Source organism: Desulfovibrio faecalis (assembly GCF_053570625.1).
On record NZ_JBRBQR010000001.1, the window covers coordinates 652502 to 671704 of the forward strand.

The 19203-nt window shown below is 58.8% G+C and carries 18 protein-coding genes; 7 read left to right on the forward strand and 11 right to left on the reverse strand.

What is annotated here, in order from left to right:
* Positions 1-98: 98 nt before the first annotated feature.
* From ACUZ79_RS02845 to ACUZ79_RS02875, 7 genes are all read right to left on the reverse strand, one after another.
* Positions 99-653 (reverse strand): GAF domain-containing protein, encoded by a 555-nt coding sequence (locus tag ACUZ79_RS02845; RefSeq protein ID WP_022659885.1) that lies wholly within the window; start codon positions 651-653, stop codon positions 99-101.
* Between the two features lie 356 nt (positions 654-1009).
* Positions 1010-1351 carry a bactofilin family protein gene (locus ACUZ79_RS02850; protein WP_192113538.1) on the reverse strand — a complete coding sequence of 114 codons (342 nt, stop codon included), beginning with the start codon at positions 1349-1351 and terminating at the stop codon, positions 1010-1012.
* Positions 1352-1374: 23 nt separating this feature from the next.
* Positions 1375-2481 carry a rod shape-determining protein RodA gene (gene rodA / locus ACUZ79_RS02855; RefSeq protein WP_240823495.1) on the reverse strand — a complete coding sequence of 369 codons (1107 nt, stop codon included), beginning with the start codon at positions 2479-2481 and terminating at the stop codon, positions 1375-1377.
* A gap of 191 nt (positions 2482-2672) precedes the next feature.
* Positions 2673-4589: a penicillin-binding protein 2 gene (gene mrdA / locus ACUZ79_RS02860; RefSeq protein WP_449250658.1), complete on the reverse strand. Its 1917-nt coding sequence runs from the start codon at positions 4587-4589 to the stop codon at positions 2673-2675.
* The gene (locus tag ACUZ79_RS02865) at positions 4573-5043 is read right to left on the reverse strand and encodes a hypothetical protein (RefSeq protein WP_022659880.1); all 471 of its coding nucleotides are present in this window, start codon (positions 5041-5043) and stop codon (positions 4573-4575) included. Before ACUZ79_RS02865 ends, mrdA begins: the two co-directional genes overlap by 17 nt.
* Positions 5040-5930, reverse strand: a complete 891-nt coding sequence (gene mreC, locus ACUZ79_RS02870; protein WP_192113541.1) for a rod shape-determining protein MreC — start codon at positions 5928-5930, stop codon at positions 5040-5042. Before mreC ends, ACUZ79_RS02865 begins: the two co-directional genes overlap by 4 nt.
* Before the next feature lie 121 nt (positions 5931-6051).
* Positions 6052-7092, reverse strand: a complete 1041-nt coding sequence (locus ACUZ79_RS02875; RefSeq protein WP_022659878.1) for a rod shape-determining protein — start codon at positions 7090-7092, stop codon at positions 6052-6054.
* A gap of 226 nt (positions 7093-7318) precedes the next feature.
* Here ACUZ79_RS02875 and ACUZ79_RS02880 point away from each other — a divergent pair, with 226 nt between their 5' ends.
* The 4 genes from ACUZ79_RS02880 (at position 7319) to ACUZ79_RS02895 (ending at position 11897) form a co-directional block, all read left to right on the forward strand.
* A complete protein-coding gene (locus ACUZ79_RS02880) occupies positions 7319-8320 on the forward strand; it encodes a TIGR01212 family radical SAM protein (RefSeq protein WP_449250659.1) in 1002 nt (333 codons plus the stop codon).
* A gap of 550 nt (positions 8321-8870) precedes the next feature.
* Complete coding sequence (locus ACUZ79_RS02885; protein ID WP_449250660.1) at positions 8871-9527, forward strand: GntR family transcriptional regulator; 657 nt, start codon at positions 8871-8873, stop codon at positions 9525-9527.
* Positions 9528-9593: 66 nt separating this feature from the next.
* Complete coding sequence (locus ACUZ79_RS02890) at positions 9594-10829, forward strand: dicarboxylate/amino acid:cation symporter (protein WP_240823498.1); 1236 nt, start codon at positions 9594-9596, stop codon at positions 10827-10829.
* A gap of 12 nt (positions 10830-10841) precedes the next feature.
* A complete protein-coding gene (locus tag ACUZ79_RS02895) occupies positions 10842-11897 on the forward strand; it encodes a GntG family PLP-dependent aldolase (protein ID WP_449250661.1) in 1056 nt (351 codons plus the stop codon).
* Positions 11898-11984: 87 nt separating this feature from the next.
* On the opposite strand, the gene ACUZ79_RS02900 is transcribed toward ACUZ79_RS02895, so the two are convergent.
* Positions 11985-13109, reverse strand: a complete 1125-nt coding sequence (locus ACUZ79_RS02900; RefSeq protein ID WP_022659873.1) for a TOBE domain-containing protein — start codon at positions 13107-13109, stop codon at positions 11985-11987.
* Positions 13110-13263: 154 nt separating this feature from the next.
* Here ACUZ79_RS02900 and modA point away from each other — a divergent pair, with 154 nt between their 5' ends.
* From modA to ACUZ79_RS02915, 3 genes are all read left to right on the forward strand, one after another.
* Positions 13264-14031, forward strand: coding sequence for a molybdate ABC transporter substrate-binding protein (gene modA / locus ACUZ79_RS02905; RefSeq protein WP_240823501.1), 768 nt, complete (start codon positions 13264-13266; stop codon positions 14029-14031).
* Between the two features lie 151 nt (positions 14032-14182).
* Complete coding sequence (gene modB, locus ACUZ79_RS02910) at positions 14183-14863, forward strand: molybdate ABC transporter permease subunit (protein WP_240823502.1); 681 nt, start codon at positions 14183-14185, stop codon at positions 14861-14863.
* Positions 14860-15609: an ATP-binding cassette domain-containing protein gene (locus ACUZ79_RS02915; protein ID WP_449250662.1), complete on the forward strand. Its 750-nt coding sequence runs from the start codon at positions 14860-14862 to the stop codon at positions 15607-15609. Before modB ends, ACUZ79_RS02915 begins: the two co-directional genes overlap by 4 nt.
* A gap of 98 nt (positions 15610-15707) precedes the next feature.
* Here ACUZ79_RS02915 and ACUZ79_RS02920 read toward each other — a convergent pair whose 3' ends face one another.
* From ACUZ79_RS02920 to ACUZ79_RS02930, 3 genes are all read right to left on the reverse strand, one after another.
* On the reverse strand, positions 15708-17318 hold the full coding sequence (locus tag ACUZ79_RS02920) for a GGDEF domain-containing protein (RefSeq protein WP_449250663.1): 1611 nt from the start codon (positions 17316-17318) through the stop codon (positions 15708-15710).
* Between the two features lie 212 nt (positions 17319-17530).
* A complete protein-coding gene (locus ACUZ79_RS02925) occupies positions 17531-18601 on the reverse strand; it encodes a sulfite exporter TauE/SafE family protein (protein ID WP_240823505.1) in 1071 nt (356 codons plus the stop codon).
* Between the two features lie 134 nt (positions 18602-18735).
* Complete coding sequence (locus tag ACUZ79_RS02930) at positions 18736-19149, reverse strand: hypothetical protein (protein ID WP_240823506.1); 414 nt, start codon at positions 19147-19149, stop codon at positions 18736-18738.
* Between the last annotated feature and the right edge of the window lie 54 nt (positions 19150-19203).

Sequence of the window (19203 nt, forward strand, 5' to 3'; positions counted from 1 at the left end):
TTCCCGAAAGGGGGCCCCGCCATCTTTTGGCGGTACCTTCGCTGCACGAGCAGTCGAAAGTCTGCCTTGCAGCCGGGACTAAATCGTCTGTGCGCGGCCTAGTCCTCGTAGAGAGAGTAAGCGTGTTTTGCCATCAGCTCGTAATTGTTGCGCAGGGCCTCGTGCAGACGGGAGTTTTCAATAGCCAGCGCCGAAATGGCAGCCACGGCTTCCATGAAGGTTTCTTCGTCGGCGCTGAATTCGCGCTCCACGTCGGAATACACGCGGATGAGGCCAATGGCTTTGCCATCAGCCATAAGGGGAGAGGACAGCACGGAAACAAGGCCTTCGGCCTTGGCCGATTCCGGGTACTGGAAGCGTCCGTCGGCGGTGGCGTCCTTGAGGTGGATGGTCTTGCCGGAAAGCACTTCGCCGTCAAGGCCGCTCCGTTTCACTTCCACCGGGCCTTTACGCATGTAGGTGGAAGAAAGGCCGTGGGCGGCGCTGGGCAGCAAAAAGCGTCCGGTGCTGTCCAGCAGACGGATGGTGCTTGCTTTGCAGCCCATGGTAACGGCGGTTTGCTCGGTGATTTTGTGCAGAACTTCGCGGGGCTCAAGGCTGGAGTTGATAACCAGCGCCACATCCCTGAGCGCACGGAAATAATCGTGTGCCATAGGTGCCTCCTGAGGAAAGCGTTTCGACAGGCAGTAAAACCTGCCGCGCATGAATTGTTGATCTGGTTTGTAACACGTTTTCCAGTTCCAACTATGCGCTATTTTTCTGCATCAGGCAAATGCGGTCAGACATGGCCCGGCGAATGCGTCGCAAACAGGCAAGAGAGCACCAATGTAAAGCGATTTCAGCGGGCTGCTGGCCCGAGTCATTGCATTGGCAGGAGTTATGCTGCATGCGCGGAATCCGGCACCGCAACAGAACCGCTGCAGAGTTTTAAGGATCAATCTGCACAGGAGCGCCAAACATTCTGAAAACGCGTCTGTGCGCACTCTCAGGTGTTCTTGTTTTGCCCCCCCTATGCCTTTGGCTTGACCGGGGCCTTCATGCTGATCTGACCTTCAATGATGCCGCCTTCTTCTGTAAGCAGATTGGGCGTGACAACCTGGCCTTCAAGCACCCCGGAGCTGTAAACCACGATGCGCCGTTTGGCCGTCACATCGCCGGTGAAGTGGCCGGAAAGCAGCAGTTCGCCCACATCAAGGGTGCCCTGAACCTGAGCATCCTTGCCCACGTTGAGCGTACCGTCACTGACAATTTCGCCAGTATAGCGGCCTTCAATGCGCACAGTGCCCTTGAAGTTGAGCTTGCCTTCATAAACGGTATCGGAGCCGAGGTACGCTATTTCGTCCTTTGCCACGTGTATCCCCTTTGGCTTTACAGTTAGCTTTTAAACATGAAACGTCGCATGGACACGTTGAGCACAATGCCAAGCAGGGTGAAGTTGACCACTGTGGCGCTGCCGCCGTAGCTGATGAAGGGCAAGGGAATGCCCACCACCGGCATGAGGCCTATGACCATGCCCATGTTGATAAAAATCTGCCAGAAAAAGTAAAAAAACACCCCAACCACGAGGGTACTGCCAAAGCGATCCTTGGCCTGAACTGCGGTTGAGAAGATGGAAAGCAAAAACAGGCAGAACAGCGTGACCAGCGCCACGCAGCCTACAAAGCCCCATTCCTCGCCAAAAACAGCCACGGCAAAGTCGGAGTGGCGTTCGGGCAAAAAGCGCAACTGGCTCTGCGTACCTTCGCGAAAGCCCTTGCCCCACAATTCGCCTGAGCCAATGGCAATGCGCGACTGGATGATGTGATACCCGGTGCCGCGCGGGTCGTTGCCGGGGTCCAGAAACGTCAGGATGCGCTGGCGCTGGTAATCGTGCATGCCCACAAACCACATGAAGGCCACAGCGGCTGGCGCGACCAGAAGGCACGTTTTGAGCACGTAGCCCTTAAGCCCGTGGAACAAAATCATGCCGCCCATGATCAGCAATATCAACAGGGTAGTGCCCAGATCGGGCTGAACGATGATAAGCCCGCAAGGCACAAGCCCCACGCAAAGCACGCTGCAAAAATTTTTCCAGCCCAGGGGGCGGCTGTCGCGCGCCAGCAGGCGCGCCACCAGAACCAGCACGGAGAGCTTGGCCATTTCTGAAGGCTGCAAACTCATGAAACCCAGCGAAATCCAGCGCTTGGCACCGTAGACTGTCTTGCCCGCAATGGGCACCAGCAGCAGAAGAAAGACGGTTATGAGAAAGAAAGGCCAGGCAAGGTTGCGCAACTGGCGGTAGTCAAAAACCATTGCCAGCAGCATGCATACCACGCCGCACAGGCCCCAGATCAGCTGGCGCTGATAAAAGGAATTGAATGCCAGGCCAGATTCCACGCGCGTACCGCTGGCGGAATACAGGTTGCCCACGCCCACAAGATAGAGCAGCAGCATACAGGCCAGAAGGCCCCAGTTGATATAGCTGAAAAGGCGATTATCCATGCCGCTTGTCCGCTCTTGTCAGGAATGCGTGGTTGCAGGGTGGTCTGAAAAGGCTTGCCCATGTGCCGTCGCACCGCACCGCAACACTCCTTGCCCGTGGCGGGCCTCGCAACGATTGTTGGCTGCGGTGTTGCCACCGGGGCAAACGTTGTTTGCGCCTGTGCGCGGTGCTGGCTCTTTGCGCATGTTGCCTAGTCCGTGGGCTCTACGGCTGCGGTTGGGGCGGGCAACACGATCATGGGCGCGTTGGGGTCAGGCCCGAAAAGATAGTCGTAAACCTTGCGGGCCACAGGGCCAGCCACACTTGAACCGCCGCCGCCGTGTTCCACCATGACAATAACCACATAGGTTTTGCCGTCTTTAATACCCCAGGTGGCAATCCAGGCGTGGTCGCGCTGGGCGTATTCCATTTCTGACATTTTCAGGCGGCGGTCGCCTGCGGCCATCTTGAGCTTGACCACCTGCGCTGTACCTGTTTTGCCGCCCATGTCGGCATCCTTGCGGCCCACAACCTTGGCTGTGCCGCCGTTGGCAGTGCGGCGCATGGCCTCCACCACAAACTTGAGCGTCTCTGGCTTGGCGGGTACACGGCCGCGCACTTCGCGTGTGGCGTCATCCACAAGCTGGGGCTTGAGCAGATCGCCGCCATTGAGCAGAGCCGAAACAAATACTGCCACCTGCACCGGCGTCACCAGGGTGTAGCCCTGGCCGATGGACACGTTGTAGGTTTCACCGCGTGTCCACGGACGGCCAAAACGCCGCCGTTTCCAGTCGCGCGAAGGGACAAGGCCCGATTTTTCATGCGGTAGGTCAATGCCTGTAGGCCGCCCGAATCCACAAGCCTTGGCGAATTCTTCCAACTTGTCAATGCCCAGGCGGTCGCCCATGAGGTAGAAATAGACGTCGCAGGAGTCTATGAGCGCGTGCACGAGGTCTTCGGAGCCGTGCCCGCCGCGCTTCCAGCAGCGGAAAATCTGGTTGCCCAGTTTGACCTGTCCGGGGCAGAACACGCTTTCACGCGGGTTGACGCCCTTTTCAAGCAACATGGTGGCCATAACCAGCTTCCATACGGAACCTGGGGGGTACACGCTCTGGATAACGCGGTTCTGCAAGGGAAAGCGGTTGTTGGTGCGCAGGGCGTCCCAGTCGCGTTGCGAAATGCCCGCAGCAAAAAGATTGTTGTCGTAGGCCGGGGATGTCACAAGCGCGCGCAGCTTGCCGCTGTCCGGTTCCATGACCACGATGCAGCCAGCCTCGCCGCCGAGGGCGTCCCAGGCAGCCTTTTGCAAACCCGCATCGAGTGAAAGATGTATTTCGTGCCCGCCGCGCGGTTCATCGCGCAGAGTTTTGCCAAGCACTCGGGCGTGGGCGTCAACCTCTACATCGTATAAGCCCTTGCGGCCCCGCAACTGCTTTTCCAGCTCCAGTTCCAGCCCCTGCTTGCCCACCAGGTCGCCCATGGCAAGGGCGCTGTCTGCGGTCATTTCCTGCTCGTTGGCTTCCGCCACGTAACCAAGAATATGGGCGAAAAGTTCCTTCTCGGGGTAGCTGCGCTTGGTGCGCACCACAATTTCAAGCCCCGGCCATTCGTGAATCTCGGATTCAATGCGGGCCACAAGGTCAAAGTCGATATCGGTGATGAGCAGCAGGGGCTCAAAGGGTTTAACCTTGAATCGGTCCTGACGGAACTTGTCCCAGACCTGCTGGAGGGGGATGCCCGACCATTCGCTTATCTGGGCCAGGGTGGCGGGGATGTCGTGGCAGTCTTCGCGCACGATGGAAAGACCGTAGGCGGTGCGGTTATCGGCCAGTACCTTGCCCTTGTCGTCCATGATGCGCCCGCGCGGGGCAAAGATGCGCTCGATACGCAGACGGTTGTCCTGAGCCTGACGTGCAAATTCTTCGCCTCTGTGCACTTGCAGATACCAGAAGCGCACCACGAGCACAAAAAACATCAGACCCACCAGAACCTGAAGCAGGATTGCGCCAGCGCGCGGCGGCTGATAGCCCTCGCTCTCGACCTGAATCTTGAGCCAGGAGCGAATGCCCTTATGCTGCGCCTTGTCGTTGTGCGCCAGCAGCGAGGTATTGTCAGTTTTCCTGATCATTGGGGTTCCAGTGGCGGGTGGCCACCAACAGCCGCCAGGCGAAGGGCACAAAGATGGCCTGAATCAGGCTTGTGTCCAGGGTTCCCTGCACATCGAAAGGCAGGTTCTGCAAAGGGGCCATGAGCCACGCAATGGCGTAGTATGCGGCGCCCAGGCAGGCTGACAGCAAAAAAACAAAAATGAAATTTTCCACTTCAAACAGCCAGCGGCCCATCTTGAACAGCAAAATGACTGCGGCATACCAGACAATGACGGCCCCGAAGGGGCGCGTGCCCATGCCTTCCTGCAACAGGATGAACACGGGCAGCAGCCAGAGCATATTTTTATAATCCCGTTCCTGCAACAGGATGATCAGGCCCACCGTGAGCACATCAAGCCCCGGCACCGCCGCCTGCAAAACAATGGCGCAGGCCATGAAAAAGGCCCACCATGCAATGCTGCGGAGCGTTCTCATGGCGTGGCGCTTTTGGGCGCGGGCGGGCCCACGAATTCTTTGGGAGCTTCGCTGGGTTCCAGCGGGCGGGGCGCGCCGGTGGATTCGAGCAGCAGCACTTCTTCAAGATGTTGCAGGTCAACCAGCGGTTCTGCCTTGATGGCCATGAACTGGGTGTAATCCGAAGGAGCCACGCGCAGTACGCGCGCCACAGGTATGCCCTTGGGGTACTTGCCGTCCAGGCCGGAGGTGATGATTATTTCGCCGGGCTTGACCTTGGCATCGCGCTGCACAAAGTTGACTTCAAGCTTCTGGCCCGTGCCCATGCCCATGAGGATGCCGGGAGCGCGGCTTTCTTGCGAAAAAACGGCTATGCGGCTGCTGGGATCAGTAAGCAGCAACACAATGGAACTGTGGGCGCTGGCCTTAAGAACGCGGCCAACCAGCCCAAGGTGGGTAACCAGCGGCGTGCCCGGACGTCCCCCCGTGCTGTACCCCCGGCTGATGGTGATGCTGTCAAGGACGGCGTTGGGACCCATGCGGCCGGAAAGAACGCGGGCCCCAAGGGGACGCCATGTCTGGTCTACCGGCAGTTGCACCAGCGCGCGCAGGCGCTTGAGCTCGGCCAGGTCTTCACCATTGGCAAGCAGGCGCGCTTCAAGCTCGTCCACCTTTTGCTTGAGGGCTTCATTTTCTTCACGCACGCCCACAAGGTCAAAATAGCGGTCCCACATGTTTTCCGCAGCGTCCTGCGCGGAACGAACAGGCGTGAGCACCGCGCCGGTGATTTCAAGCCCCAGTTTCGCGGCCAGATCGTCCAGAACGCGCGTGCGCTGATTCCAGGAGTACATGCCCAGAAACAGGATGAGCAAAATGCCCGCGAGGAGGAGAAGACGCCGCAGTGTCACAGGCGGAAGCTCCTGAAAGCCGGTGCGGAATAAATCGCGCCCCTGTACCGGAGACGCAGAACCGGAAGCTTGTGTTCCGGCATTGCGTCAGCCGCACAGGGGCGCGAGGACAAGGTCGGTTCTAGTCGATGCACACTTCTTTAAGAATGTGCAGGTTGTCCAGCGCTTTGCCGGTACCCACCACAACCGTGGACAAGGGATCGTCCACAACCGTAATGGGCAACGATGTTTCTTCGCGCAGCAGCTGGTCAAGGCCCTTGAGCAGCGCGCCGCCGCCCGTGAGCACAATGCCCCTGTCAACAATATCCGCCGCCAGTTCCGGCGGGGTCTGTTCCAGAGCGATGCGCACAGCCTGAACAATGCTGTCCACCTGTTCAGAAATGGCTTTGCGCACTTCTTCAGAGGTGATGATAATATTCTGCGGAATACCCGTCACAAGGTCGCGGCCCTTGACTTCGATCTGTTGTTCCGGATCGAGCGGGTAGGCGGATGCGATCTTGATCTTGATTTCTTCAGCGGAAGATTCACCAATGAGCATGTTATACTTGCGCTTGACGTGGGTCATGATGGCTTCGTCCATCTTGTCGCCGCCCACGCGCACAGAGCGCGAATACACAATGCCCGAAAGGGAGATGACCGCCACTTCAGTAGTGCCGCCGCCGATATCCACCACCATGTTGGAAGTGGGTTCCTGAATGGGCAGATCCGCGCCAATGGCCGCTGCCATGGGTTCCTCGATGAGGTACACTTCACGTGCGCCAGCGGACTGGGCCGACTCTTTCACGGCGCGCTTTTCCACCTGGGTGATGCCCGTAGGTACGCAAATCATGATACGCGGGCGCACAAGACGCCGCGAATTGTGAACCTTGGCGATAAAGTGGCGCAGCATGGCCTCGGTAACTTCAAAGTCGGCGATAACGCCGTCTTTCATGGGGCGGATAGCCCAGATGTTGCCAGGGGTTCTGCCCAGCATGCGCTTGGCATCGTGCCCAACGGCAAGAACTACATTGTTGCCGCGCGGGTCTTTTTTGACCGCGACCACCGAAGGCTCCCGCAACACAATTCCCTGCCCCTTGACATAAACGCAGGTGTTGGCTGTGCCAAGGTCAATGGCCAGGTCATTGGAAAACAATCCTAGTGCGAAATCCAGAATTTTGGACATTACTCTAACTTGCCTCGCTGTGCTGGTGTGCTACCTTACCGTCATGTTGAAACAACTCCCGCACCCGGCGAGGCGAAGAGGCCTGGAGTGGGGGCGCTGTTGGAATTGGTAACGTCAGGCTGAAAACTGTTCTGCTAAAACTGGCATGAAGTCAAGACGGTGGACGCAGGGTTAAAATATTTGTCCCGCCGGAAGGCGCGGAAATAAGCCTCCAAGGGACGCAAACATGCAGCGCTGGCATACTCTGGCCGCTTATTATCATCGACGCTACGGCAGCCGGGTGCAAAAAATTCCACTTGACGCCGGGGCCTCCTGCCCCAACCGCGACGGTACGCTTTCATTTTCCGGCTGCACGTTTTGCAATGCCGATGGGTCCGGCTCGGGCCGTGCAAAACAGGGCTATTCCCTACTGCAACAGTGGAATTTTTGGCGTTCCATATATCTGCGGGACGACCCCAATACGCGCTTTATTGCATACCTGCAATCCTTCTCTAACACGTATGGGCCATCAGAACGCCTGCAACAACTGCTCCAAACGGTTCGCCAACTGCCCGGCTGTTTTGGAATTGCCGTGGGAACCCGCCCCGACTGCCTTGATGACGAAAAGCTAGACCTGCTTGCAGGCCTTGATTGCGACCTCTGGCTGGAGCTGGGCCTGCAAACAGCCCATGATGCCACACTGGCCCGCATTAACCGGGGCCATACCGCAGCCAGAGCTGAAAATGCCGTGCGCATGGCCGCCGCGCGCGGTATTGCCGTATGCGCTCACCTCATGGCCGGGCTGCCCGGTGAAGGCGAAGACCATTTTCTGCAAAGTCTCGGCTGGGCGCTCTCCCTGCCCATAAGTGGCCTCAAGCTGCACAACGTCTACGTGCCCAAGGGGACGGAACTTGCCCGCCAGTACAACGCAGGCCAGTATCACCCCCTCTGGCGCGATGAATATGTCGACCTTCTCTGCGCCGCCCTGCCGCGCATCCCTTCACACATCGTCATCCACCGCCTCCAGAGCGACCCCGCCCCCGGTGAACTGCTGGCTCCCGCCTGGACCACAGAAAAGCGCGGCCTGCTGGGGGATTTGCGGCGGGCGATGGGGGCGAGGGAGTTGTGGCAAGGGAAGTTCTGCGACTCCCCCGAGGTGTGTCCGGCGGTCTTTTTGAGTGCTGGCTGCGTCAGGAGTGATTTTGCTCGGGTCGAGTACTATCAGAGTACACTCCCCTCGCAAAAATAACTCCTTCCTTGCCAGCGCCCAAAAATCCTCGCCGGACACTATCGCTGTTTCTTAGATTTCTTTCGTGTTGGCTGCGTCAGGGATGATTTTTGTTCAGGTCGAGTACCGTAGCGCTGCTGTCTTTATCCGTAGCTTCCTTTGTCGCGCGGCAGCCGTTGCCCAAAGGGCTTACGGATGGCGACAGCGATTGCATGGAACGACTATGTCGTTGCGCATGCTGTCTTTAGGCGTAACTTCCTGTGTCGCAACGCCTAAAGCAACGGCTAAAGCGGGTACACTTCCTTCGCAAAAAACATCCCTTCCTTGCCAGAAGCGAAAAATCCTCGCCGGACACATTGGTATCTTGGGTTGGTGTGTCTTCTGCGGTAGGCGCAGTTTTGCCCCTAAAATACCATGAATGTCCTGCTGGCTCCGCGCAGCATAGCCAGCAAATTTTCTCGTTTTTTTCTGGTCAAAAAAATCCACACTGCTGCAATATTATAAGGTTACCATGCTGATGCTGTCCTGCGGCGTATGGACATTTATTTGGCTTTATGCTGGTATACCAGACATGAAGCAGATAAACACCAAGGCATCATCCACAGCGTATGAGGCCATCCGTTCCATGATCGCGCAAGGGCAGCTCAGCCCCGGCGAAGAACTGTCGGAACGCAGCCTGGCTGAAAGCCTGCAACTTGGGCGTACGCCAGTGCGCGAGGCCATCAAGGATCTGTGCAGGGAGGGCGTTCTCATGAGCGTTCCTCTGCGGGGTACCTTTGTGCAGCGCCTGTCTGTGGAAGACCTGAAAGAAATCCACGAGGTGCGCCTGGCGCTCGAAGGCATGGCCGCCAAGCTGGCGGCAGAAAAAGGCGGCAGCCCTGAACTGCGCGCCTGCCTTGCCGAGCTTCAGGCCCTGCCCGATGGGCCGGAGCTTGATACCTTTGAAGCGCAGCGCATCGGCTGGGACTTCCACAAAGCCATATTTCAGGCCGCTGGCAACAAGCGGCTGGCAAAACTCTATGCAGACGTGCGCGTACAGAACTCCTTGGCCATGCAGCGCGTCAAAAATTACGATGCAGAACGGACACGCGTGGTGATCAAGGAACATATCGCCATTGGCAATGCCATTCTGGATCGCAATCAAACACTGGCTCACCAGCTTGTCTGGGATCATCTGCAAAAGGCCATGGAAACGAAACTGCGCTCACTGCTTGCAGTTCTCGGCTAAACCTGGCCGTCGGCATCACAAGACGTTTTACGTGCAAGGATCAGAGGGGGAAGAGAGGCGATGGAAATGACAAAAACCAGCAAAAAGCGGCCCATTCCGCTGCCAATTCAGATGGTGCTCGGCCTTGTTCTGGGCATTGTGTTCGGCTTTCTTGCGCCGCACTTTTCCCAGGCCCTGGCCCCGGTGGGCACGGCCTTTGTGCAGGCCATCAAAATGATCGTGGTGCCGCTGGTGTTCACGGCCATCACCCTTGGCATCTACCAGATGGGCAACAGCGCCAAGCAGTTGGGCAAGGTTTCCGTTATCAGCCTGCTCTATTTTTTCATTGCCACTGTGGTGGCAATCATCATTGGCCTTGCCCTCAACGGCATGTTCCACCCCGGCGTGGGCGTCAACCTGTCGCACACCGCAGAACTGCCCAAGAACATCAATACCACGGTCAACTGGACAAAGTTTTTTCTCGACATGATCCCCTCCAACGTGTTTGCGGCCATGTCGGGCACCAACCTCCTGCCTGTGCTGGTTTTTGCAGTGCTGCTGGGCCTTGCTCTGGCTTCCACCGGCAGCAGGGCAAAGCCTCTCGTTGACGTGCTGGACGCTCTGATGGGCGCTGTCTTCAAGCTCACGGGCTGGATCATCGCCCTGTCGCCCATTGCCATTTTTGCCATCATAGCCTGGCTGTTTTCCACGCAGGGCATGCACACCATTCTGGCCCTGCTCAAATTGGTGTTGGTCATGTACCTGGGGCTTGGCGTCTTGCTGGTGCTGTTCGCCATCTTGATGCTCTGCATCGGCGAACACCCCCTCAAGACCGCCAAAGCCGTGAGCGAGCCTGTGATTCTGGCTTTTGCCACGCGTTCGTCAGAGGCGACACTGCCCCTGCACATGGAAAAACTGGTGGAAATGGGCGTTCCCAAGGCCGTGGCCTCGGTGGTGCTGCCTCTGGGCTACGCCTTCAACCGCGACGGCTCCATCATGTATTTTGCGCTGGCCGTTGGCTTTCTGGCTGATGCCTATAACATCCCGCTGGATCCCAGCACCCTGCTTTCCATCATCGTGGTGACCACGCTTGCCAGCAAGGGCAGCGCCAACGTGCCTTCAGGCGGCCTTGTGGCCATTGCCATGGTGCTGACAACCATTGGCATTCCTGTGGAGGCTCTGGCCATCATCGCGGGCGTGGACGCTTTTCTGGACATGGGCCGTACCGCCGTCAACGTGGTCAGCAACACTGTCGCGGTGAAGCTTGTCATGCGCTGGGCGGGGATTGCCTATGAACCGACGGAAGAAACCGCCGAAGTCTAAAAGGTGAAATTCATGCCTGTAGTCGATCTGCGCAGTGATACCTTGACCGTTCCCACTAAGGCCATGCGCGCCGCCATGCGTGAGGCCGAAGTGGGCGATGACGGCCGTGTTGACGCGGAAGGGCGCGGCGGCGACCCCACAGTCAATCGGCTGGAAGATCATGCTGCCGAACTGCTGGGCAAGGAAGCCGCGCTTTTTTGCCCATCGGGAACCATGGCCAATCTCGTCGCGCTGGCTACGTGGTGCGACCGTGGTGATGCTGCGGCTCTGGAGCCGGACCTGCATGTGTTCCGCACCGAAAAGTCGCCCTTCATGGAAAAGTTCCTGGGTATTCAACCTGTGTTTTATTCGCGGGATGCAGAGGGCATGCCCGAAGTCGCCTCCTTTGCGTCAGCTTGCGTAACGCCGGGCGTCAAGCTGGCCTGTATGGAAAACAGTCACAACTTCGGCGGCGGCATCTGCGTGTCGCTGGCGCGGCAGCAGGCGCTGGCCGCTGCGGCCCGCAAGGCGGGGATTCCCGTGCATATGGACGGCGCGAGGCTGTTCAACGCTGCCGTGGCCCTCGGGGTGGACGCCGCACATCTGGCCGCCTGCGCGGACAGCGTGATGTTCTGTCTTTCCAAGGGGCTGGGCGCACCGTTCGGTTCTGTGCTGTGTGGAACGCGCGAGTTTATCGCCAAGGCGCGTCAGACGCGCAAACTGCTTGGCGGCGGCATGCGGCAGGCGGGCATTATGGCGGCTGCCGGGCTGGTTGCCCTGCGCACGGGTATTGAGCGCCTTGCGGAAGACCACGAAAACGCCCGCCACCTCGGCGCGGCCTTGGCGGCCTATGGCGAGTTTGTGCTCACGCCTGTGCAGAGCAATATTGTGATGCTGGATATAAGCGCTTCCGGCAGGTCTTCAGAATGGTTCGAGCAGAAGCTTGCGCCTCTGGGGCTGCTGGCAAAAGGCATGGGCAAGGATCACCTGCGGCTGACAACCTACAATGGCGTGGGGCGTCAGGATATGGCGCGAGCCATTGAGGCCTTTGAGCGCTTTATGGAAGAAAACCGCGCCCTGTGGAAGTAACCTGCCTGTAAACTGTCGCTAAAATAAACAAAGCCGCGCCGATGGTCATTACGACTGCCGGCGCGGCTTTGTTTGCGTGTATGCTGGCTAATCTACGGTGAGAATGACGGAAAAAGCCTTGAAAAATACGGTTACAGTTTGCCCGGCCACAAGATTGATGGGGTTTTCCGGCCCACGGTTGCGTAGGGCGCAGACCTGACTGCCTTCGCCGAGCGCCACCAGAATTTCGGCCACCATTTCATCTTCCCGCACCCGTTCCACCACGCCGGTAAAGCAGTTTTCCGCCGGAGGGGAGCTTTTGGGCGAGAGTTCGCCCCCCTGCACCAGCACCCAGGGTGCCTTGATGCTGGCATTGACCAGTTTGCCCTCATTGAGAGCCAGGGTCTTGGCGCTTTCGTCCGTAATGAGCGAGGCCACACGCAGGCCGCCTGCGGTGCGCAGCACCACCTCGACCAGCAGCCCGCTCTGGCGCAATGAGGTTATGCGCCCCTGAAAGACGTTGCGCGCACTGGTTTTCATGGGTCGCTCCCTTTGCAGTTGTTCGCGCAGCAGGCGTTTGGCCTCCTGCGGGTCGCAGCGGACAATGCCGCTCTGACCGGGCGCGGATCGCCGGCCAAGAAAAATATCCACCACAGGCAGGGGCAGGCCCTGCCTGCCCAGCTCGAGGGCGCGGGTATGGCGCAGGGCGCGGGCGCTCAAAAGGCCCTTGGGCAGGCCGCAGGCCGCGCCGCACTGTTGCAGGCAGCGGCGCACATAACTGGCGTCGCAGCGCATGAGTTCGCGGGTTTCAGGAAACAGCGCCGGGTCTTCCAGCACGCGCTTGAGGCGGCGGCTGATGGTAAGCGGCAAGGGGACCTCGCGCCCTGGGGCATCGTTGCTGCCCGGCACATGGATAACTCCGTCCTGAAAATCAAGATGCGCAGGCATGATCTCAAAAATTTCCACAAGCCGCAGGGCTGCGTAGCGCAGCAGCATGAAAATCAGCCACATGCGCAGGCGAGGGCGCTTTTCGCGCGGGCCACGGGCGGCACTGGCCCGTTCCCACAGCCATGTTTCCACGGCCAGAAGCTCGCGCGGGCTGATGCGCCCTGTATCCTGCAGCAGAGCGGCAGAGTCCCGCCGCATAAGGCGCTGGCGCAGCCATGCCCTGTCTGCGGAAGAGAGGGAGCGCAAAAGCGCGGCCATTTCCTCACGGTTTTTGTTTTTTTCCATGCTGATTCCCGTCAGTTTTCCTGCCTTATACAAGTAAAACCCTTTTGTTGTACAGTGTTCACGCTTTCATTAAAAAACGTGACTGTATTGCTCGCCTTCAAGGGTTCTGTACTGTTGGCGTACAAACCGCGCTTCTGGCGCACGGAGGAATTTCATGAAAAAGACTGTATCCGCTCGTGGGGCCTTTTGCCGCATAGCTTTGGCGCTGGGTTGCGTGGCCTTGCTCAGCCTTCCCGTTCAGGCTGCGGAAATAACCGTTTCTGCCGCAGCCAGCCTTACCAATGCCTTTAACGAAATCAAAGGCGTGTTTGAAAAGAAGCACACGGGCTTGCAGGTGCACACCAATTATGCTGCCTCCAATCCGCTGCTCAAACAGATTCAGGAAGGCGCGCCCGTAGACGTTTTTGCCTCTGCCGACCAGGGCACCATGGACAAGGCCGTGGCCGCCAAGGTTGTCGACCCCGCTACGCGCAAGGATTTTGCGCTCAACGACCTCGTGCTTATCGTGCCCGCTGGCTCCAAAAAGCCCGCCAAGCTTGAAGACATCAAGGCCTTCAAGCGCGTTGCCATCGGTAATCCCGATTCCGTGCCTGCCGGGCGTTACACCAAGGACGCGCTGAACACCGCCAAATTGTGGGAAGCCGTGCAGCCCCAGCTTATCCTGGGCAACAGCGTACGTCAGGTGCTGGACTATGTGGCCCGTGGCGAAGTTGATGCAGGTTTTGTTTACCGCACCGATGCCAAACAGCTGGCGGAAAAGGTTGAAGTGGTCATGATTGTGGAAGGTCATGATCCCGTGAGCTATCCTATCGCCGTGGCCACCACTGGCAAGGATGCCAAGATGGGCCAGGAATTTCTGAACTTTGTGCTTTCGCCTGAAGGTCAGGCCGTGCTTGCCAAGTACGGTTTCTCCAAGCCGTAGTGCATGAAGGCGTGGTCCGTGCCCTTGCGTACCGGCCTGCAATGATGGATTGTGTTTACTGGCGGTTGCCGTTTTGGCAGAAGCGGCAACCGCCTTCATTATTTTTTTACGCATCAACGGATCCGGTCGGCGGCAGGGGGCAGAGTTGGAAATGGATTTTGACCTAGCGTTTATCTGGAGCCCGCTGGAGCTTTCGTTGCGCGTGGCAGGAGCGGCTACGGCTGTTTCCTTTGTTGTGGCAACACTGGCGGCCTGGCGGCTGGCCCGCAAAAAAGGTCCCATGCCCGCCCTGCTGGACGCCCTGTGCTCGTTGCCGCTGGTGCTGCCCCCAACTGTGCTGGGCTACTATCTCATCTTGTTGGTGGGGCGGCGCGGCGTTTTTGGGCATGGACTGGCGGAACTGGGCATCAACCTGATTTTTTCCTGGCAGGGGGCTGTGGTTGCAGCCACTGTTGTGGTGTTCCCGCTTATCTACAAGTCAGCCCGCGCGGCGCTGGAGCAGGTGGACAAACATCTGGAAGACGCGGCCCGCACGCTTGGGGCCTCGGAATGGCGGGTGTTTATCAGCGTGTCGCTGCCATTGGCCTGGAAAGGTATTTTTGCGGGCATCATGCTGGCCTTTGCGCGCGGCATGGGCGAATTTGGCGCAACCCTGATGATTGCGGGCAATATCCCCGGCAAGACCCAGACCCTGGCCCTTGCCATCTACGATGCCTTTCAGGCGGGCAATGACCTCCAGGCCTCCTGGCTTGTGTTCATTACCTCCGCCGTGTGCGTGACCTTGCTGATGGCGGCGGAGCTGCTTGTGAAACTCAAGAGGCGGCGCAGATGATCTCGTTGCGGCTGGTAAAAAGTTTCAGGAACGGGGTTACGCCCTTCAATCTGGATGTGCGCTACGACATCGGCGACGAACACAAGTGCGCGGTGCTTTTTGGCCCTTCCGGTTCGGGCAAATCGCTGACCATGCAGTGTCTGGCGGGGCTGACAAAGCCCGACGCGGGCCACATCCGTATCGGCGACTGCACGTTGTACGATGCTGCGCAGGGCGTGTTTGTTTCTGTGCAGAAGCGGCGTATCGGCTACATGTTTCAGGATTACGCCCTGTTTCCGCACCTGAGCCTGTTGCAGAACGTGGCCTATCCGCGCACGGGCTGCTGGCCCTGGAAGGTGCGCGGCGAGGAGCGTGACAAGGCGCAGGCCATGCTGGAACGTTTGGGCATCGGGCATCTGGCGGCCCATCTGCCCTCGCAGATATCCGGCGGGCAGCGGCAGCGCGCAGCTCTGGCCCGCGCCCTTAATGCAGACCCATTGCTCCTGCTGCTTGACGAGCCTTTTTCTGCGCTTGATCCCCTGCTGCGCGAACGCCTGCGCGAAGAACTGCTCGAACTGATGGATGACCTGACCATCCCTGCCGTGATTATCAGCCACGATCCTGACGATGTGGATACCTTTGCGGGCGGGCTTGTGCTCTATGACCGGGGCGGCGCGCGCACGGTGCCGGACTATGCCGATCTGCGCAAGGATTTTGCCACAGCGGGCAAGTGCCTGCGGCATTTGCAGGAGCAGGCCTGGGTCTGATCGACCTGACGGTGTATTGCTCCTTTAAGCGGATCTAAAGAAATATCCGGTGGGGCAGTCTGTGGGATAAAGACGGGGGTGATGCGCAGCAGGCCAGGCTACAGCACTTCCTGCGAGGCTTTTGATGCACGTTTGGCCATGTAAAGTTCGCTGTCTGCCCGTTTGAGCGCATCTTCAACAGTCTCGCTCGCGCAGTGCCATGTGGCGTGCCCTATGCTGATGCCGATGCGCAGCATGAGGCCGTCAATGGAAATGGGGGCTCCCACATCCTCGCGGATGCGGCTGATGGTGCGCAGTATGTCTGGCGTGCCCCTGGTATGGCCGAGCAGGGCCAGAAACTCGTCGCCCCCCAGCCGCACCAGCACATCATCCTTGCGCAGACAGCGCGTAAGGCGCTGCCCCAGAATGGTCAGCACGGCATCGCCCACATGGTGTCCGTGCGCATCGTTGATTGGTTTAAAGCCGTCCAGATCCATGTACAGCAGCTCAACCAGCCCCTGGCTTTGCGTCAGGCTGGGCATGGCCTCGTCAATGCGCGCGGCCAGTCCGTGTCTGTTCAGCAGGCCTGTGAGGGCATCGCGCTCTGCGGCATACTGAATGCGGTTCCGGTCTGTTTCTGTGCGGGTGAGGTTTTCAACCAGGGTGGACAAGGAGGCTGAAAGCACTTCAATTTCGCGTATGCCCCGGTTGCGCGGAATGGTAACGCGTTCGCCCCGGCTGAGCCGGTCTGCGGCGGCGGTAAGCGCCTTGAGGGGGGCAATGGTGCGCTGGGCGATGTATCCGGCAACCAGCGCAAACAGCACCGCAAGCAAGAGGCCAGCCACAAGAATGCGCGCCACAAGGCGACGCACGGGTTCGTAGGCGGCATCCAGCGATTGCCGCGCCACCACGCTCCACTGCAAGCCATCGTAGTCTTTAAATCCCGTGCAGCTTACTGCCGCAGTGAGGTAAGCAATGCCATCGGGCCATGTTTCCACGGCCCAGGCCGAAGTGGAGTGTTCAAGTTCTTGCAGCAGGGGCAAGGCCAGCGGTTGTTCATTGTTGTCGCCGCCCAGGATGACGCCGCCGTCTGCACCGAGAACCATGATCTTGGTGTTGGTATCCGAGCCTTCGCCCGAAAGGATGAATTCCTCCACCTCTCTGGCCCATGCCCAACTCAGATGGGCTACCAGGACCCAGTCTTTCAGCTCCCCCTCGCCAATGGGCATGCTGATGTCCACAAATTTCAGCGGGCCGTTTTCCGGCTGGGGCAACAGTTGGGCAAGCATGGATGCCTTGCGTACATCGCCCACAAAGAGGCCGTTTTTGCCCTGGCGGAAGATGGCGCAGATGGAAAGATCGGTTCCTTCCAGCACGCCATCGGTGGCTGCCAGAACCTTGCCCTGAGGATTCATGAGTCCGATCCAGGCAAAGGCGGGCATGGTGTCCTGCAATCTGTTCACGGCGATGGATAGTTTTTTCATATCGCCGCCGATCAGCCCCACAGTGTGGCGCAGGGTGCCAACCTCCTTGATCCAGAACCACATGGACTGATCAAGGGCCTTGGCAAGAGATTGCACGCGGTTGGTCAGCAGCAGGCCGCGTTCGTAGCGGGCCTCGCTGCTGGCTTCGCGCCCGGTTATGGCCGCAAGAAAGCATGATGACAGCAGGATAAGCAGCGTGAATGCCTCAATAAACTGCGTCTTGAGGCTGCGCGTGAATATGCGCATGGCTCCTCCTGCGAAGGGATGGCAGAAAAGCTGACAGGGTATAATGATGATTATGAAAGCATACAGAAAATCAGGAAATAGGCAATGGCCAATTGTCCGCGCGCTGCCTTTGACAGGAAACTAAAAAGGGGGGTGCAGACGCAATGCACCCCCCTTTTGCTATAGGGTTTGAGGAGAAGATGTTATTGGGGTTTGTTTAAGAGAGAGATCGCTTAGGCCGGGTTGCCCAGCGCCGCTTCTTTGCGGTTGCGCTTTTGCCCGCGCCACATGCCGCCAAGGATCATGCCCGCGCCAACAAGCAATCCGGCGCACATGGTTATGAAGCTCACGACCTTGAGCAGATAGAGAATCCCTGGGCCCATCTGGATAAGCCCCAGCGCGTTGAGGTAGCCCGGCAGGGCGACTATGCGGCTTGCGGCAACAATGAGCATGATGGCGGCCATAACGTACTTGATCATGATGGGCTTGACGTAGGTGGTGCCGATGGCCCCAAGCTGCACGCCGAGCAGGGAGCCAGCCAGGATGATAAAGACGAGGCGGATGTCTATCATGCCGTGCATGGCCCAGTTGACCGAGCCGCACAGGCCCATGACAAAGGCCGTGACCAGTTCCGTGCCTGATGCAATGAGTCCGGGTACGCCGATCACATAGATAAGCCCCGGTACGCCCACAAATCCGCCCACGGCAATGGTGGCAGCCAGCATGCCGGTGGCGATGCCCACGGGCAGGGTAAACCACAGCGAAATGCGCAAGCCGGATTTGGGAAAGGACATCATGGGGGGCAGGTTGATGGCCTGCAACTTTTGGGCAAGGGGCGGCGTGCTTTCGTCATCCTCCTTGCCGGAGTGGCTGGAGTGCAGGGCATCCTTGAGAATATAGCTGCCCACCACAACAAGAACCACCACAAAGGAAACGCTGACGTAAAGATCAGACCCGGCCTGGCCCCACTTTTCCAGAATAAAACGCTGAATGCGGATGCCAATCTGTACGCCTATGCCAGCTGTGGCGGCGATAACCATGCCCAGTTTTACATCCACCTGACCGAAGCGGTAGCGCTTGATGGCGCCCACCATGGCCTTGGGGAACTTGTGGCACATATTGCTGGCAACAGCCACGGCGCCGGGCACACCCAGGCCCATCATGCCCGGCGTGAGAATAAAGGCCCCGCCGGAACCGATAAAGCCGCTTACAAGCCCGCCCACAAATCCCACGGCCAGCAGAAAGGCCACAGAAACGGGCGTGAGTGCGATGAACTGGGACGGGTCAAGACTGAGCAGATCCATGTTACCTCCGGCTGGCGAATTACCTGGGCGTACTGTTGTGTGCTGGCGTAAGGCCAAACATGCCGCCGCCATGCCGCCGCTGAACAAAAAAATTGAGCCGGGCGGCGCGGCCCGGACTTGTGAAAAACGGTCGGTTAGCCGTGAACCACGGCCGTGGTGTCCAGCCGGGGAGCCGGTGCGGCACTCTGACGGGGGGCAGCCTTTGCGGTGGATTGCGCGTTCTTTTTTTGCACGCCGGTAATACCGCACAATTCCCAGAGCGCGCCAGCAAAGTGACCATGCACGTATGAGAGCAGCAGCACCGAGGCGATGGGCAGGGCTGTCCACAGGCCACCCTTGGCGCACAAGGCGGCAAAGGCATCGGCGTTGCTAAAAGCCAGCAGGTAAATGAGGATGCTGCCCGCGCCATAAAGCAGGGTCTGCTTCAGCGCCGTGTTTTCGCGCTTGCCGTTCAGAGTCCACAAATCGTCTGTCCAGCCGGATTGCCCGGCATCGGCATATGCCACAGCGGTAAACCAGTTTTCCATCGTTTTTTGCAGGGTGTTCATGTCGGCCTCCTGCGCTTGCGATTACAACTATTGTGCCAAAAAGTTCAATGTATA

Bases quoted from the DNA above. Each gene is read 5' to 3' on its own strand.
- mrdA (WP_449250658.1), bottom strand. From the start codon at position 4,589: ATGATCAGGAAAACTGACAATACCTCGCTGCTGGCGCACAACGACAAG.
- ACUZ79_RS02900 (WP_022659873.1), bottom strand. From the start codon at position 13,109: ATGGAAAAAAACAAAAACCGTGAGGAAATGGCCGCGCTTTTGCGCTCC.
- rodA (WP_240823495.1), bottom strand. From the start codon at position 2,481: ATGGATAATCGCCTTTTCAGCTATATCAACTGGGGCCTTCTGGCCTGT.
- ACUZ79_RS02930 (WP_240823506.1), bottom strand. From the start codon at position 19,149: ATGAACACCCTGCAAAAAACGATGGAAAACTGGTTTACCGCTGTGGCA.
- ACUZ79_RS02875 (WP_022659878.1), bottom strand. From the start codon at position 7,092: ATGTCCAAAATTCTGGATTTCGCACTAGGATTGTTTTCCAATGACCTG.
- ACUZ79_RS02895 (WP_449250661.1), top strand. From the start codon at position 10,842: ATGCCTGTAGTCGATCTGCGCAGTGATACCTTGACCGTTCCCACTAAG.
- ACUZ79_RS02880 (WP_449250659.1), top strand. From the start codon at position 7,319: ATGCAGCGCTGGCATACTCTGGCCGCTTATTATCATCGACGCTACGGC.
- ACUZ79_RS02885 (WP_449250660.1), top strand. From the start codon at position 8,871: ATGAAGCAGATAAACACCAAGGCATCATCCACAGCGTATGAGGCCATC.
- modB (WP_240823502.1), top strand. From the start codon at position 14,183: ATGGATTTTGACCTAGCGTTTATCTGGAGCCCGCTGGAGCTTTCGTTG.
- ACUZ79_RS02920 (WP_449250663.1), bottom strand. From the start codon at position 17,318: ATGCGCATATTCACGCGCAGCCTCAAGACGCAGTTTATTGAGGCATTC.
- ACUZ79_RS02845 (WP_022659885.1), bottom strand. From the start codon at position 653: ATGGCACACGATTATTTCCGTGCGCTCAGGGATGTGGCGCTGGTTATC.
- ACUZ79_RS02865 (WP_022659880.1), bottom strand. From the start codon at position 5,043: ATGAGAACGCTCCGCAGCATTGCATGGTGGGCCTTTTTCATGGCCTGC.
- ACUZ79_RS02890 (WP_240823498.1), top strand. From the start codon at position 9,594: ATGACAAAAACCAGCAAAAAGCGGCCCATTCCGCTGCCAATTCAGATG.
- ACUZ79_RS02925 (WP_240823505.1), bottom strand. From the start codon at position 18,601: ATGGATCTGCTCAGTCTTGACCCGTCCCAGTTCATCGCACTCACGCCC.
- modA (WP_240823501.1), top strand. From the start codon at position 13,264: ATGAAAAAGACTGTATCCGCTCGTGGGGCCTTTTGCCGCATAGCTTTG.
- ACUZ79_RS02915 (WP_449250662.1), top strand. From the start codon at position 14,860: ATGATCTCGTTGCGGCTGGTAAAAAGTTTCAGGAACGGGGTTACGCCC.